Here is a 15,249-nt window from a genome sequence, read left to right on the forward strand (position 1 = left end):
AGGGGCCCCTTCCGTCTCCCCGTGCGTCCCTCACGCCGCGACGGGGATCTCCGGCACGGCACCGTTCGACGCCGGTGTCAGCGCCAGCTCCAGGACCTGGCGGACGTCCGCGACGGGGTGGACCGCCAGGGCGTCGAGGATCTCGGCGGGGACGTCGTCCAGGTCGGGCTCGTTCCGCTTGGGGATGATCACCGTCGTGATCCCGGCCCGGTGCGCCGCGAGCAACTTCTGCTTGACGCCGCCGACCGGCAGCACCCGCCCGGTCAGCGAGACCTCACCGGTCATCGCCACATCCGGCCGGACCTGCCGACCCGACAGCAGCGAGGCCAGCGCCGTCGTCATCGTCACGCCCGCGCTCGGCCCGTCCTTGGGGACGGCGCCCGCCGGTACGTGCAGATGGACGCCGCGCTCCTTCAGGTCGGCGACCGGAAGCTCCAGCTCCGCGCCGTGGGAGCGCAGGAACGACAGCGCGATGTGCGCGGACTCCTTCATCACGTCGCCGAGCTGGCCGGTCAGCTGGAGCCCGGACGCACCGGTCTCCGGATCGGCGAGCGACGCCTCCACGTAGAGCACATCGCCGCCGGCGCCGGTGACCGCGAGGCCGGTGACCACACCGGGCACCGCCGTCCGCCGCCCGGCCGGGTCCTGGGCGGACTCGGGGGTGTGGTGCGGCCGCCCGATCAGCGGGCGCAGCTGGTCCGCGCCGACCGTGAACGGCAGCTCGCGCTCGCCGGTTTCGTGCTGGGCGGCGATCTTGCGCAGCAGCCGGGCGATCGCCCGCTCCAGGTTCCGTACGCCCGCCTCGCGGGTGTACTCGCCCGCCAGCTTGCGCAGCGCGGCGTCCTCCAGGACCACCTCGCCGGAATCCAGGCCCGCCCGCTCCAGCTGACGGGGCAGCAGGTGGTCGCGGGCGATGACGACCTTCTCGTCCTCGGTGTAGCCGTCCAGCCGGACCAGCTCCATCCGGTCGAGGAGCGGTTCGGGGATGGCTTCGAGGACGTTCGCCGTGGCCAGGAAGACCACGTCGCTGAGGTCGAGTTCGACCTCCAGGTAGTGGTCGCGGAAGGTGTGGTTCTGCGCCGGGTCGAGGACCTCCAGGAGCGCGGCGGCCGGGTCGCCCCGGAAGTCGGAGCCGAGCTTGTCGATCTCGTCGAGGAGGACGACGGGGTTCATCGAGCCGGCTTCCTTGATCGCCCGGACGATGCGCCCCGGCAGCGCGCCGACGTAGGTCCGCCGGTGGCCGCGGATCTCCGCCTCGTCGCGGACGCCGCCGAGCGCGACCCGGACGAACGTGCGGCCCATGGCGCGCGCGACGGACTCGCCGAGCGAGGTCTTGCCGACGCCGGGCGGGCCGACCAGTGCGAGCACCGCGCCTCCCCGGCGGCCGCCGACCAGCCCCAGGCCGCGCTCGGCGCGCCGCTTCCTGACGGCCAGGTATTCGGTGATCCGCTCCTTGACGTCCTCCAGGCCGGCGTGGTCCGCGTCCAGGATCTCCCTGGCTCCGGCGATGTCGTGGGCGGAAGCGCTGTCATCGGTTCGTTCGTTCCACGGCAGTTCGAGGACGGTGTCCAGCCAGGTGCGGATCCACGAGCCCTCGGGGCTCTGGTCGCTGGCCCGCTCCAGCTTGTCGACCTCCTTGAGGGCGGCCTTGCGGACGTCCTCGGGCAGGTCGGCGGCCTCGACCCGGGCGCGGTAGTCGTCGCCCTCGTCCTCCGGATCGCCGTTCAGCCCGGCGAGTTCCTTGCGGACGGCCTCCAGCTGCCGCCGCAGCAGGAACTCCCGCTGCTGCTTGTCGACGCCCTCCTGGACGTCCTTGGCGATGGACTCGGCGACGTCCTGCTCGGCGAGGTGGTCGCGCAGCGCCTCCGTGGCGAACTTCAGCCGGGCGACCGGGTCGGTGGTCTCCAGCAGCCGGAGCTTCTGTTCGGTGGTCAGGAAGGGCGAGTAGCCCGAGTTGTCGGCCAGCGCCGCCACGTCCTCGATCTGCTGGACGCGGTCGACGACCTGCCAGGCGCCGCGTTTGCGCAGCCAGCTCGTGGCCAGCGCCTTGTACTCCGTGACGAGTTCGGCGACGGTGCCCGGGAGCCCCTGTCCATCGGGCCCAGCGGGGACCTGCTCCTCGACGGTCGTGCCCGCCACCCACAGCGCGGCGCCGGGCCCGGTCGTGCCGGAGCCGATCCGTACCCGGCCCAGGCCCCGGATCAGCGCGCCGGGGTCGCCGTCGGACAGCCGCCCGACCTGCTCGACGCGCCCGAGCGTGCCGATGCCCGCGTACGTGCCGTCGATGCGGGGCACGAGCAGCACCCGCGGTTTGCTGCCCGGGGCGGCGGCGGCCTGCGCGGCCTCCACCGCCGCGCGGACGTCCGCGTCGGACAGGTCCAGCGGCACCACCATGCCGGGGAGCACGACCTCGTCATCGAGGGGCAGCACGGGCAGAGTGAGCGATGTGGACGTCGAAGCCATGATCTCCCCTTCGGCAATCAAGTTGAGCTTTACCCACTCAATGCCGGGGACCGGGGAGTTGTTCCCCCGCGCGCGTTCGCTGTGAGCGATCGGGCGGGGCGGGCGCCGGGGAGCGCCCCGCTACCAGTGCGCGGGGCGGGTCAGCGCCGCGGGCAGCTTGGTGGCGGCGTCGCCCCTGGCCGCGTTCAGCTGGGACTGGGTCAGGAAGATGGCGCCGGTGAGGTCGGCCCCGCTCAGGTCGGCGTCGCGCAGATCGGCCCCGATCAGGTCCGCCCGGCGCAGATCGGCGCCCTTGAGGTCGGCGGCGATCAGGTACGCGCCGCGGAGGTTGGCGCCCTGGAGGTCGGCGCCCTTGAGGCGGGCCCCCATGAGGTCGGCGCCCCGCCGCTCCTTCTTGCGGCCGGGGACCTGGGCCCGTACGAGTTCGCTGGTGCGCAGCAGCAGGGCGTTGACCTCGCCGCGGTGGGCCGGCACGTCCAGCGCCGCGAGGTCTTCCGCGCTGCCGCGGGTGAGGTGTTCGGTCCGCTCCAGGGCGGCCCGCAGGTCGGCGTGGACCGGGCGGGCCGCGCGCAGGGTGAGCGCCTCGGCGAGGTACCACAGCAGCTCGTGCAGCTGCCGCATCACGGGGAACACGTCGAACATCTGCCGGGCGGTGCCCGGTGCCTTGCGCCAGTCCTGTCCGCCGAAGGTGACCTGGGAGACCTTCTGCCCGGCGCCGAAGCAGTCGAAGACCGTGCAGCCGGAGAAGCCGCGCGTGCGCAGATCGGCGTGGATGCCGCAGCGGAAGTCGGTCTGCAGGTTGGGGCAGGGGCGGCCGGCGTCCTTGTTGATCGCGAAGTCCGCCGAGGCCGCGAACGGCAGCGCGACGCAGCACAGCCCGAAGCAGCTGCCGCAGTCGGACTTAAGGCCGAGCTCAGCGGTGTCCGGGATGGTCTGCTTGCGCTGCTGCGCGCGGTCTGAGGACAAGGTGCGGATTCTCCTGCGGCCGGTGTGCGCCGCACGCGGCGGCGCCTGGAAGAACGTCCATTCTCCCAGGCCGCAGCGGAACGGCGTGCCCGGCCGGTTCCGGCCGCAAGGGAACCGCCGGGGAACCGGCCGGGGAGCCGCCGGGAACCGGCCGGGGAGCCGCCGGGAACCGGCCGGGGAGCCGCCGGGAACCGGCCGGGGAGCCACCGTGGAACCGCTGAGGAACCGTCGTGGAGCCGTCGTGGAACCGCCGTGGGCGCCCAACGCACCGCGGGGCACCCGGCGTTGTCAGTGGTCGCCCTTAGCCTCGGATCCATGAGCATGATCGGAGAGTACGCACGTGTCACACCCGCCGAGCTCGACCGGGCCCTCGGCGATCCCGAGTGGGCGCTGAAGCTCGTCGTCGGGCGGATGGAAGCGGAGGCCGGGCAGCCTCCGCGGCCCGCCCCGGCGCGCTGCCTGGACGTCGACAAGGCCTGGGACGCGCTGGGTTTCCTGCTGCACCGGGCGGCCTTCCCGGTGGACGTCGTCCATGGCGAGGAGCCCGTCCCGGGCGCCGACGACTGGGGCTACGGCCCGCCCCGCTACCTCACCCCCGAGCAGGTGCGGACGGCCGCCGGGGCGCTCGCGGAGATATCCGGAGCGGCCCTGACGGCCGGCGTCGGCCCGGAGGACCTCGCCAAGGCGGAGGTGTACCCGACGATCGTGTGGGAGCGCGGTGAGCCGCTGGACTATGTGAGCGAGCACTACGAAGCGCTGCGGGGGTTCTTCCGCGCGGCGGCGGACGAGGGGGAAGCGGTGCTGGTCTGGCTCGGTTAGGGCCTGTGGTGAGGCCCCGTCATGCCGGCGGGTCCCCGCGCGCTCAGTACGTTGCGCACGCCCCGCAGCGCCGGATGCCCCAGGTCGCCGAGGAGCGGCGAGGGGCCGGTGCGGTGGGCGCGCCAGCGGCGCAGCAGGGGCCAGCCGGCCACGCCCAGGGCGAGGGAGAGCAGATGCCCCCAGTCGCTCATCGGGTCGGCGTAGGCGAGCAGATCGGTCAGGGCCAGGTAGCCGACGCCGGCGAGCAGGGGCCAGCGCGCCCAGGCCGGCAGCAGGCCGGCGAGGGCTCCGGTGCAGGTCATCACGCCGAAGCTGATGCCGTAGTCGAGGCGGTGCAGGGAGCTCTCGGGCAGCTGTCCGGCGGCGACCGAGAAGGCGACCGGCAGTTCGGTGGCGAGGGTGGCCAGCGCATGGCCGCCGAAGAAGACGGCGGCGCTGCGCAGCCCGCCGATCCGCCGCTCCAGGGCGGTCAGGACGAGGAGGAAGGCGAGGGCGTAGGCGGAGGTCACCCCGCCGGCTATCCACAGCGCGCTGGCGAACAGCACCAGCAGCGGGGCCTTGGTGAGGTGGACGACGTCCGTGCTGGAGCCCCGCAGCAGCTCGGAGACCAGGTCCGGGTCGGCGTTCTGGGCGAAGAGCGAGGTGGCGGCGAGGAGAAGGGCGTAGGCGAAGGTGAAGGGGGTGCCGGCGGGGGTGGGGAACAGCCGCCACAGCCGCCGGGCCGCGGGCGGTGCGGCCGCTTCGGCGACCGCGTCCGACGTGTCGACCGACGCACGGTCAGTCCGCGTTCCTCCGGCGGTTTCCAGCAAGCTCACTGTCCAAGGCCCCTTCCGTCCATGGCACATCCGGTGAGCCACACCGGTGTCCCCCGGCGGTGCGTGCTCGCTCTGCCCTGCACAACGTCGCGGACCACCCTGCCTGCTCAACCCATGAAGAAGCTGTGGGAGTGAGATGCCTCACACGGGGCAACTGCCGCCGCGGCCGTCACGTCCACCCCGGGCGGCTCACCCGCCCCCCGTATCGCGTTGCTCAGCGCAGCCCGTTTTGGCCACCATGGACGCCATGGACGCCATGGCTCCCGTCACTCCGTCACCGGCAACGACCGATCCCGCCTCCTCCCCCCGCACGATCGACCGCCGCGAGGGCCCCTACGGCGAGGTGGTGCTGCGGCAACGGGGCAGGGTCCCCGCCGGGCCGGGAGCCCCCGCGGGCCCGGTGGTCTACGAGATCATCGCCAACGGCTGCTTCCTGATGGACACCTCCGACGGCCGCTCGGAGCGGCTGCTGATCGACGCCGCGCTGGACGGGCTGCCCGCCGGCCGCGAGCGGCCCTCGGTGCTGATCGGCGGCCTGGGCGTCGGCTTCTCCCTGGCCCGGGCGGCCGAGCAGCCGCGATGGGGCCGGATCACCGTCGTCGAGCGCGAGGAAGCGGTCATCGACTGGCACCGCACGGGTCCGCTGTCGGCCGTCTCGGCGGCCGCGCTGGCCGATCCGCGCTGCGCCGTGCTGCACACCGACCTCGTCGCCCATCTGCGCACCGAGGCCGGGCCGCAGGTCACCTATGACGCGCTGTGCCTGGACATCGACAACGGCCCCGACTGGACCGTCACCGAGGACAACGACGGCCTCTACTCCCCCGCCGGACTGGCCGCCTGCCGGGACCGGCTGTCGCCCGGCGGAGTGCTCGCCGTCTGGTCCGCGCAGCCCTCGCCGGCCTTCGAGGACGCCCTGCGGAATGCCGGTTTCAACAACGTACGTACGGAAGAGATCCCGGTTGTCCGAGGCGTCCCCGACGTGGTCCACCTCGCGTGGAAGGGCGCGTAGCCGACAGTCACACCATGCCCTTACGCTGCTGCCCAGCAATACGCGACCACGCAGGGACTTGCAGGGGCGGGCGATGGACCAGACTCAGACAACGCAGGGCGGCGCCGCCGCTGCCACGCCGGGCGCCCAGCGCCGGGTGCTGGTCGTGGAGGACGACCCCACGATCGTCGATGCCATCGCGGCCCGGCTGCGCGCCGAGGGCTTCCAGGTGCAGACGGCCACCGACGGTCCGGCCGCGGTGGACATCGCCGAGGCCTGGCAGCCCGATCTGCTGGTCCTCGACGTGATGCTGCCGGGCTTCGACGGCCTGGAGGTGTGCCGCCGGGTCCAGGCGCAGCGCCCGGTGCCGGTGATGATGCTCACCGCCCGGGACGACGAGACCGACATGCTGGTCGGCCTCGGCGTGGGCGCCGACGACTACATGACCAAGCCGTTCTCGATGCGTGAGCTGGCCGCCCGGGTGCACGTCCTGCTGCGCCGGGTCGAGCGCGCCGCACTGGCCGCGCACACGCCCCGCAGCGGCATCCTGCGGCTGGGCGAGCTGGAGATCGACCACGCCCAGCGCCGGGTCCGGGTGCGCGGCGCCGACGTCCATCTGACCCCCACCGAGTTCGATCTGCTGGTCTGCCTGGCGAACACCCCGCGCGCGGTGCTCTCCCGCGAGCAGCTGCTGGCCGAGGTGTGGGACTGGGCGGACGCCTCGGGGACCCGTACGGTCGACAGCCACATCAAGGCCCTGCGCCGCAAGATCGGCGCCGAGCGGATCCGTACGGTCCACGGCGTCGGCTACGCGCTGGAGACGCCGCCCGCATGACGACCCGGTGGCGGGAAGCGGTGCGTGAGCTGGGGCAGCGGGTCTGGGACGCGCTGCGCCCGCTGGACCCGTACCGCTCCGTCAAGGCCGCGCTCGGCGCGCTGGTCAGCGTTTCGGTGATCATCACCACACTGCTGGTCTTCGTCGCGATGCACTCGGCGACCGAGCTGCGGGTGATCACGATCTTCTCGATCATCGCCTCGCTGCTGATCACCCAGTTCGTGGCGAACAGCCTGACCGCCCCGCTCGGGGAGATGACGGACGTCACCCGTTCGATGGCACACGGTGACTACAGCCGCCGGGTGCGCTCCGAGCGCCGCGACGAGTTCGGCGACCTGGCGGACGCCTTCAACAGGATGGCGGCCGACCTGGAGGCGGTGGACACCCACCGCAAGGAGCTGGTGGCCAATGTCTCGCACGAGCTGCGCACCCCCATCGCCGCGCTGCGCGCCGTCCTGGAGAACGTCGTCGACGGGGTCTGCGAACCGGATCCGGAGACGATGCGTACGGCGCTGAAGCAGACCGAGCGGCTGGGCCGGCTGGTCGAGCACCTGCTGGACCTGTCCCGGCTGGACAACGGCGTGGTGCCGCTGCACGCCCGGCGCTTCGAGGTCTGGCCGTATCTGTCCGGGGTGCTCAAGGAGGCCAACATGAGCCGTGGCGCCTCCACGCTGGCCGGCTCCGGCACCCACACCCGTACGGACGTCCATCTCCACCTCGACGTCTCGCCGCCGGAGCTGACCGCACACGCCGACGCCGAGCGGCTCCACCAGGTCGTCGCCAATCTCATCGACAACGCGATCAAGCACAGTCCGCGCCACGGCCGGGTCACGGTGCACGCCCGGCGCGGGGAGGGCCCGGAGAGCCTGGAGCTGGAGGTGCAGGACGAGGGGCCGGGCATCCCCGAGTCGGAGCGCTACCGGGTCTTCGAGCGGTTCAACCGCGGCGGTCCGGCCCCCTCGGGTCCGGGCACCGACGGCGGTACCGGCCTGGGCCTGGCGATCGCCCGGTGGGCGGTGGATCTGCACGGCGGACGCATCGGGGTGGCCGAATCCCCCCGGGGTTGCCGGATCCGGGTCACTCTTCCGGGGCTGGAGTCAGCCCGGAGCTGACGCCCGTATTGACGTCAGCTGACGTAGGGTCGGTGGTAGGAGCACTCATCCCATGGGTGCGACAGCGGTGAGCCCTACCCGCACGCGGGCAAACTTCGTGTGTTTCCCGCCAAGTCATGCCCCGAAACCCTGCGGGGAATGTGACGTACACGACGAGTGGCCCTCCCGGACTGCACCAAAGGTCACAACAGGCGTAGCCTTTATTCCCGCTGTCCACCACCTTAGGAAGCGGAAGAGGGCGGTTGCCGCCGTGTCGCTACAGTCCCCCAACAGCTCGAGCATCTCGACCGAGGCCGATCAAGAGGGGCAGGGCAAGAGCCCTGCTGCCGCCTTCGGTCCCAATGAGTGGCTCGTCGACGAGATCTACCAGCAGTACCTCCAGGACCCGAACTCGGTAGACCGAGCCTGGTGGGACTTCTTCGCCGACTACAAGCCGGGCGCCTCCACCGCCTCCGGCAAGCCGGCGGAGGCTGCTGCCGCCGCTCCGGCCGCTCCGGCCGCCCCGGCTGTGTCGTCCCCCGCCGCGCCGGCCGCTCCCGCGGCCCCCGCCGCGGCCGAGCCGAAGCCCGCGCCGGCGAAGCCCGCCGCGAGCGCTCCGGCCCCGGCCAAGGCCGCGCCCGCCAAGCCCGCCGCGAAGCCGGCCGCCAAGCGGTCCGCCGACGGCGAGGCCCCGGCCGGTCCCGACTACGTCGTGCTGCGCGGCCCGTCGGCCGCGGTCGCGAAGAACATGAACGCCTCCCTGGAGCTGCCGACGGCCACGTCCGTCCGCGCCGTCCCGGTGAAGCTGCTCTTCGACAACCGCATCGTCATCAACAACCACCTCAAGCGCGCCCGTGGCGGGAAGGTCTCCTTCACCCACCTCATCGGGTACGCGATGGTGCAGGCCCTCAAGGCCATGCCGTCGATGAACTACTCCTTCGCGGAGAAGGACGGCAAGCCGACGCTGGTCAAGCCGCCGCACATCAACCTCGGCCTGGCCATCGACCTGGTGAAGCCCAGCGGTGAGCGCCAGCTCGTCGTCGCCGCCATCAAGAAGGCCGAGACGCTGACCTTCTTCGAGTTCTGGCAGGCCTACGAGGACATCGTCCGCCGGGCCCGGGACAACAAGCTGACGATGGACGACTTCACCGGAGTCACCGCGTCGCTGACGAACCCCGGCGGCATCGGCACGGTCCACTCCGTGCCCCGTCTGATGCCCGGCCAGTCCATGATCATGGGCGTCGGCGCGATGGACTACCCCGCGGAGTTCCAGGGCACCTCCCAGGACGCCCTGAACAAGCTGGGCATCTCCAAGGTCATGACGCTGACCAGCACGTACGACCACCGGGTGATCCAGGGCGCCGCCTCCGGCGAGTTCCTGCGGGTCATGAGCCAGCTGCTGCTCGGCGAGAACGAGTTCTTCGACGACATCTTCAAGTCGCTGCGGATCCCCTACGAGCCGGTCCGCTGGCTGCGGGACATCGACGCCTCGCACGACGACGACGTCACCAAGGCCGCCCGGGTCTTCGAGCTGATCCACTCCTACCGGGTCCGCGGCCACGTCATGGCCGACACCGACCCGCTGGAGTACCACCAGCGCAAGCACCCCGACCTGGACATCACCGAGCACGGCCTCACCCTGTGGGACCTGGAGCGCGAGTTCGCGGTCGGCGGCTTCTCCGGCAAGTCCATGATGAAGCTGCGCGACATCCTGGGCGTGCTGCGCGACTCGTACTGCCGCACCACCGGCATCGAGTTCATGCACATCCAGGACCCCAAGCAGCGCCAGTGGATCCAGGACCGCGTCGAGCGTTCCCACAAGTCGCCCGAGCGCGACGAGCAGCTGCGCATCCTGCGCCGGCTGAACTCCGCCGAGGCCTTCGAGACGTTCCTGCAGACCAAGTACGTCGGCCAGAAGCGCTTCTCGCTGGAGGGCGGCGAGTCCGTCATCCCGCTGCTGGACGCGGTCATCGACTCCGCGGCCGAGTCGCGCCTGGACGAGGTCGTCATCGGCATGGCCCACCGCGGCCGTCTGAACGTCCTCGCCAACATCGTCGGCAAGTCCTACGCGCAGATCTTCCGCGAGTTCGAGGGCAACCTCGACCCGAAGTCGATGCACGGCTCCGGCGACGTGAAGTACCACCTGGGCGCCGAGGGAACCTTCACCGGCCTGGACGGCGAGCAGATCAAGGTCTCGCTCACCGCCAACCCCTCGCACCTGGAGGCCGTGGACCCGGTCGTCGAGGGTGTCGCGCGCGCCAAGCAGGACATCATCAACAAGGGCGGCACGGACTTCACCGTCCTGCCGATCCAGCTGCACGGTGACGCGGCGTTCGCCGGCCAGGGCGTGGTCGCCGAGACGCTGAACATGTCCCAGCTGCGCGGCTACCGCACCGGCGGCACGGTGCACGTCGTCATCAACAACCAGGTCGGCTTCACCGCCGCCCCGGAGTCGTCGCGCTCCTCCATGTACGCCACCGACGTGGCCCGCATGATCGAGGCGCCGATCTTCCACGTGAACGGTGACGACCCCGAGGCCGTCGTCCGCGTCGCCCGTCTGGCCTTCGAGTTCCGCCAGGCGTTCAACAAGGACGTGGTCATCGACCTGATCTGCTACCGCCGCCGCGGGCACAACGAGTCGGACAACCCGGCCTTCACCCAGCCGCTGATGTACGACCTGATCGACAAGAAGCGCTCGGTGCGCAAGCTCTACACCGAGTCCCTGATCGGCCGTGGCGACATCACCCTCGAAGAGGCGGAGCAGGCGCTCCAGGACTTCCAGGGCCAGCTGGAGAAGGTCTTCACCGAGGTCCGCGACGCCACGACGGCCCCGGCCGTCCCCGAGGTGCCGCAGCCCAAGGCCGAGTTCCCGGTCTACGTCGACACCGCGATCTCCCAGGAGATCGTCAAGCGGATCGCCGAGTCCCAGGTCAACATCCCCGACCACATCACCGTGCACCCGCGTCTGCTGCCCCAGCTGCAGCGCCGTGCGGCCCAGATCGAGGACGGCACCATCGACTGGGGCATGGGCGAGACCCTTGCCATCGGCTCGCTGCTGATGGAGGGCACCCCGGTCCGGCTCGCCGGCCAGGACTCCCGCCGCGGCACGTTCGGCCAGCGCCACGCGGTCCTCATCGACCGCGAGACGGCCGAGGACTACACCCCGCTGCTCTACCTCTCCGAGGACCAGGCCCGCTTCAACGTCTACGACTCGCTGCTGAGCGAGTACGCGGCGATGGGCTTCGAGTACGGCTACTCGCTGGCCCGCCCGGAGGCGCTGGTCATGTGGGAGGCGCAGTTCGGTGACTTCGTCAACGGCGCCCAGACGGTCGTCGACGAGTTCATCTCCTCGGCGGAGCAGAAGTGGGGCCAGACCTCCGGCGTCACCCTGCTCCTCCCGCACGGCTACGAGGGCCAGGGCCCGGACCACTCCTCGGCCCGGATCGAGCGCTTCCTCCAGCTGTGCGCCCAGAACAACATGACCGTCGCCATGCCGACGCTCCCCTCCAACTACTTCCACCTGCTGCGCTGGCAGGTGCACAACCCGCACCACAAGCCGCTGGTCGTCTTCACCCCGAAGTCGATGCTGCGTCTGAAGGCCGCGGCGTCGAAGACGGAGGAGTTCACCACGGGCGGCTTCCGCCCGGTCATCGGCGACAGCACGGTCGACGCCCAGGCCGTCCGCAAGGTCGTCTTCTGCTCCGGCAAGGTCTACTACGACCTGGAGGCGGAGCGGGAGAAGCGCGGTGCGCACGACACGGCGCTGGTCCGTATCGAGCGGCTCTACCCGCTGCCCGGCAAGGAGCTCCAGGCGGAGATCGCCAAGTTCCCGAACGCCGAGAAGTACCTGTGGGCCCAGGAAGAGCCGGCGAACCAGGGTGCCTGGCCGTTCCTCGGCCTCAACCTGATCGACCACCTCGACCTGGCGGTCGGCGCCGATGTCCCGCACGGCGAGCGTCTGCGCCGCATCTCGCGGCCGCACTCCTCGTCGCCGGCCGTCGGCTCCGCCAAGCGCCACCAGGCCGAGCAGGCCCAGCTGGTCGCGGAGGTCTTCGACGCATAAGCGTCACGGACCGCGGTACACAAAGGGCCCGTCCCCGCTGTTGCGGGGGCGGGCCCTGCCGCATGTCCGCTACACGGGCTGCGGTTCGAAGTCCCAGTAGGGGCGCCGGCGCCGCCGGGCGGACAGGGTGTGCGGATGCTCGGCGCCCAGCGTCTCGGAGAGCTGCTGGATCGCCTCCTGTTCGAGCTTGGCCGCCTCCTGGCCGCGGCGGCGCAGCGCCCGCAGGTCCTCGGCCAGCGCCGTCTTCGCGGAGAGGGCCAGCGGGTGGGTGTCGCCCAGCGTCGTCTTGGCCCGCTCCAGGGTGTCGCGGCCCAGTTCCACCGCGCCGTCCTCGTCGTCGGCCCGGCTGCGGGCGGCGGCGGCGTTCAGCGCGCAGCCCAGCGTCCAGGGGTGGCCGGGGCCCATCGCCCCGGTCATGCCGTGCAGCGCCCGTTCGGCGATGTCCAGGGCCTCGGCCGTCTCCCCGAACTCCCCGCGGACCAGCCCGACGTTCCCGAGCGTGCCGACGGTGTACGGGTGCCGCTCGCCGGCCAGGGCCCGATAGCGCTCGGCGACCTCCTCGGCGAGGTCCCGGGCCTGGCCGAGGTCGCCGTGCTCGCGCAGGAAGGTGGCGAGGTCGGCGCGGACCATCAGCGTCTCGGGGTGGCGCGGGCCCTGCACCCGGCGGGAGCGTTCGACGAGGTCGGCCATCAGGGCGCCGGCCTTGGCGACCTCGCCGGAGCGGCGCCAGCACAGCGCGAGGTTGTGCTCGGCGCGCAGCGTCTGCGGGGTGTGCGCGCCCATCACCTGCTGGTGCAGCCGGGCGTTGAGTTCCTGGGTGGAGGCGGCGTCGCGGTAGCGGCCCATCAGGCGCAGCATCCGGGCGTAGGCGGTGCCCGCGTTGAGGGTCAGGTGGTGCCGGGCGCGCAGCTCGCGCTCGCGGAAGGCCAGCACCTCGCGGTGCGTGACCAGCGCTTCCTCGTAGCGGCCGAGCAGTGCGAAGACATTGCCGAGGTTGTGCCGTGAGGAGAGGGTGCGCGGTGCCTCGGGGCCGAGCAGGGCGGTGTAGGCCCGCCAGACGGCGTCGAAGAGCTCGTGGGCCTGCTCGTAGGAGCCCAGTGCGATCAGCGTGCCCGCCAGGCCGTCCTGCGCGCGCAGCAGGTCGGCGTCGGAGGGGTCCCGCTCGGCGGTGAGCTGGTCGACGACGGCGCTGCCGACCGCCTCGGCCTCGCGGTAGCGGCCGAGCCTGCGCAGCATGTTGGCGTGCTGGTGGGTGAGCACGAGCATGGTGCGCTGGGTGGGTTCGAGGCGGGTGCGCCAGCGGGACATGAACTGTTCGCACAGCCGCAGCCCGATCCGGTACTCGCCGCGGACCCGCAGGTATTCGATGCAGTTGAGCAGCAGCTGCTGGACGGCCGGGTCGGGGCTGTCGAGGACGCCGGCCGGCTCCAGGTGCGGGATGAGTTCGGCGTAGCGCTCCCAGTACCGGGTGTCGGAGGGGTTCTGCGGGTCGGCGGTGACCAGCACCCGGCAGGCGGTCGCCGACATCAGGTCGCGCTCGTCCTCGGTCAGGTCGCTGCGCAGGAACCGGTGGTAGAGCCGGTGCATCTGCGCGGTCTCCACGGCCGGGTCGGAGTCCTGGGAGACCTGGTAGTCCAGGCGTACGGCGGTGGACTCGGTCAGCCGGCGCAGCGCGGTGTTCCAGCTGATCGGCTCGGCGGCCAGGTCCGCGAGGTGTTCGGGCAGGTCGCCGCGGCGGGCCCGGGCGAGCATCGGGACGGGGATGGCGTCGGGGGCGAAGAACGCGAACAGCTTGAGGAGTTCGACCGCCGCGGGGCTGCGCTCGCGCAGCGTGTTGAGAGTTATGGCCCAGCTGGTCTGGAAGGCCATCGGGTAGTCGGAGGAGATCCGGATGCCGACGAGGCTGGGCTCGCCGCGGCGGATCAGCTCGATGTACTCCTTGGGGGACATCGGGTTGGCGTCGAGCCAGGCGGCGGTCTGGGCGAGCAGCAGCGGCAGGTCCTGGACGGCCTCGGAGAGCATGTCGGCTTCGACCGGCGTGAGCCGGGGCGCGCGCCGCCGGGCGTAGGCGACGGACTCGATACGGGTGAAGGGCAGCACCTCGATCTCCTGGGCGCTGCCGGACCCCGACCAGTCGCGGGTGAGGGTGGTGATCAGGACGTGGCCGCGGCCGTCGGGGATGAGGTCCTCGATCTGCTCCATGTCGTCGGCGCTGTCGAAGATCAGCAGCCAGCGGCGGTAGGGGCGGCCGACGCGCAGCGCCTCGTGCACGGCGCGGATGCGGTCGCCGAGTTCCCGGCCGACGGGCAGGCCGAGCCGGGTGGCGAGTTCGGCGAGCTGTTCGCGGGCGGCGCCGCGGTTGGTGGCGCTGATCCACCACACCACGTCGTAGTCGTTGCCGAAGCGGTGGGCGTACTCGGCGGCGATCTGGCTCTTGCCGACGCCGGAGGTGCCGTAGAGGGCGATACGGGTCTCCAGCGGCGGGGCGGAGCCCACTCCGGGGCCGGCCAGCTTGCCGTGCAGCGCTTCCAGGACGTGGTCGCGGCCGGTGAAGCGGTTGTTGCGGCGCGGGATGTTCCAGACCTCGGGCGGGTTGTTGGGGAAGCGGGGCTCGCCGGGGGCGTCCTCGTCCGCGGTGCGGGGCGGCGCGGTGATGCCCAGCCGGTGCAGGACCCTGCGGTTGGCCTCGCGCGCGTCCAGGTCGCGCAGGTCGGCGGGCCGCAGCAGGGACGCGGTGGCCGGCAGGCTCTGCGTGGCCACGCTCACCGCGGCGAACCGGTCGGCGTGCGGGGGCACCACCTCCCGCAGCGCGGCCGTCCACTCCTCCTGCGTCTTGGGGCCCAGCCGGAAGTACCAGTCGTCGAGCACCATCAGCAGCCGGCCCTCGGCCTCCAGCAGCCCCGAGAGGTCCTCGGCCAGCGCCGTGTCCACCTTCGGGTCCCAGCGGAGCAGGGTCGTGCCGTGCCCCTGCTGCTCCAGCTGATGGGAGATCCACGCGGCCCACGGCCGGGCGAAGCCCGCATAGCTGATGGTGATGTGCTCGGCGGCGCCGGCAGGACCGGACCGCCCGGGGGAGCCAGCAGAAGCAGCGGAACCAGAAGAACCAGAAGAAATGGACTGATCGACCATGCGACCGTCTCCCTGAGATGCGATGGTGCGCGCGTGCGGAGGCTGATTCGTCGGGCACGCCCTGGCTCTTTCGCACGATA

Annotated in this window: 9 protein-coding genes; 5 read left to right on the top strand and 4 right to left on the bottom strand. The window is 71.9% G+C overall.

Features of this window, described 5'->3' with window-relative positions; genetic code table 11:
- Nucleotides 1-30: 30 nt before the first annotated feature.
- A complete protein-coding gene (lon, locus tag ACWD6P_RS08570) occupies nt 31-2,463 on the bottom strand; it encodes an endopeptidase La (protein ID WP_451443283.1) in 2,433 nt (810 codons plus the stop codon).
- A 120-nt stretch (nt 2,464-2,583) separates the two neighbouring features.
- Nucleotides 2,584-3,429: a pentapeptide repeat-containing protein gene (locus ACWD6P_RS08575; RefSeq protein ID WP_451443284.1), complete on the bottom strand. Its 846-nt coding sequence runs from the start codon at nt 3,427-3,429 to the stop codon at nt 2,584-2,586.
- A 315-nt stretch (nt 3,430-3,744) separates the two neighbouring features.
- On the opposite strand from ACWD6P_RS08575, the gene ACWD6P_RS08580 reads away from it, so the two are divergent.
- Complete coding sequence (locus tag ACWD6P_RS08580) at nt 3,745-4,248, top strand: YfbM family protein (RefSeq protein ID WP_451443285.1); 504 nt, start codon at nt 3,745-3,747, stop codon at nt 4,246-4,248.
- Here the strand turns inward: ACWD6P_RS08580 and ACWD6P_RS08585 are convergent.
- Nucleotides 4,245-5,054 carry a rhomboid-like protein gene (locus tag ACWD6P_RS08585; protein WP_451443347.1) on the bottom strand — a complete coding sequence of 270 codons (810 nt, stop codon included), beginning with the start codon at nt 5,052-5,054 and terminating at the stop codon, nt 4,245-4,247. The genes ACWD6P_RS08580 and ACWD6P_RS08585 overlap by 4 nt on opposite strands.
- 265 nt (nt 5,055-5,319) lie before the next feature.
- On the opposite strand from ACWD6P_RS08585, the gene ACWD6P_RS08590 reads away from it, so the two are divergent.
- From ACWD6P_RS08590 to ACWD6P_RS08605, 4 genes are all read left to right on the top strand, one after another.
- The gene (locus ACWD6P_RS08590) at nt 5,320-6,072 is read left to right on the top strand and encodes a spermidine synthase (protein WP_451443348.1); all 753 of its coding nucleotides are present in this window, start codon (nt 5,320-5,322) and stop codon (nt 6,070-6,072) included.
- 73 nt (nt 6,073-6,145) lie between these two features.
- Nucleotides 6,146-6,886, top strand: coding sequence for a response regulator transcription factor (locus ACWD6P_RS08595; protein ID WP_451443286.1), 741 nt, complete (start codon nt 6,146-6,148; stop codon nt 6,884-6,886).
- Entirely contained in the window at nt 6,883-7,998 is a 1,116-nt protein-coding gene (locus tag ACWD6P_RS08600; protein WP_451443287.1) for an ATP-binding protein, read from the top strand. The genes ACWD6P_RS08595 and ACWD6P_RS08600 overlap by 4 nt, the downstream gene beginning before the upstream one ends.
- 250 nt (nt 7,999-8,248) lie before the next feature.
- A complete protein-coding gene (locus tag ACWD6P_RS08605) occupies nt 8,249-12,040 on the top strand; it encodes a multifunctional oxoglutarate decarboxylase/oxoglutarate dehydrogenase thiamine pyrophosphate-binding subunit/dihydrolipoyllysine-residue succinyltransferase subunit (RefSeq protein ID WP_451443288.1) in 3,792 nt (1,263 codons plus the stop codon).
- 69 nt (nt 12,041-12,109) lie between these two features.
- Here ACWD6P_RS08605 and fxsT read toward each other — a convergent pair whose 3' ends face one another.
- Complete coding sequence (fxsT, locus tag ACWD6P_RS08610; RefSeq protein ID WP_451443289.1) at nt 12,110-15,169, bottom strand: FxSxx-COOH system tetratricopeptide repeat protein; 3,060 nt, start codon at nt 15,167-15,169, stop codon at nt 12,110-12,112.
- Nucleotides 15,170-15,249: the final 80 nt, after the last annotated feature.

The organism is Streptomyces sp. NPDC002446, from assembly GCF_053595675.1.

Bases quoted from the DNA above. Each gene is read 5' to 3' on its own strand.
- lon (WP_451443283.1), bottom strand. From the start codon at position 2,463: ATGGCTTCGACGTCCACATCGCTCACTCTGCCCGTGCTGCCCCTCGAT.
- ACWD6P_RS08580 (WP_451443285.1), top strand. From the start codon at position 3,745: ATGAGCATGATCGGAGAGTACGCACGTGTCACACCCGCCGAGCTCGAC.
- ACWD6P_RS08590 (WP_451443348.1), top strand. From the start codon at position 5,320: ATGGCTCCCGTCACTCCGTCACCGGCAACGACCGATCCCGCCTCCTCC.
- ACWD6P_RS08595 (WP_451443286.1), top strand. From the start codon at position 6,146: ATGGACCAGACTCAGACAACGCAGGGCGGCGCCGCCGCTGCCACGCCG.
- ACWD6P_RS08600 (WP_451443287.1), top strand. From the start codon at position 6,883: ATGACGACCCGGTGGCGGGAAGCGGTGCGTGAGCTGGGGCAGCGGGTC.
- fxsT (WP_451443289.1), bottom strand. From the start codon at position 15,169: ATGGTCGATCAGTCCATTTCTTCTGGTTCTTCTGGTTCCGCTGCTTCT.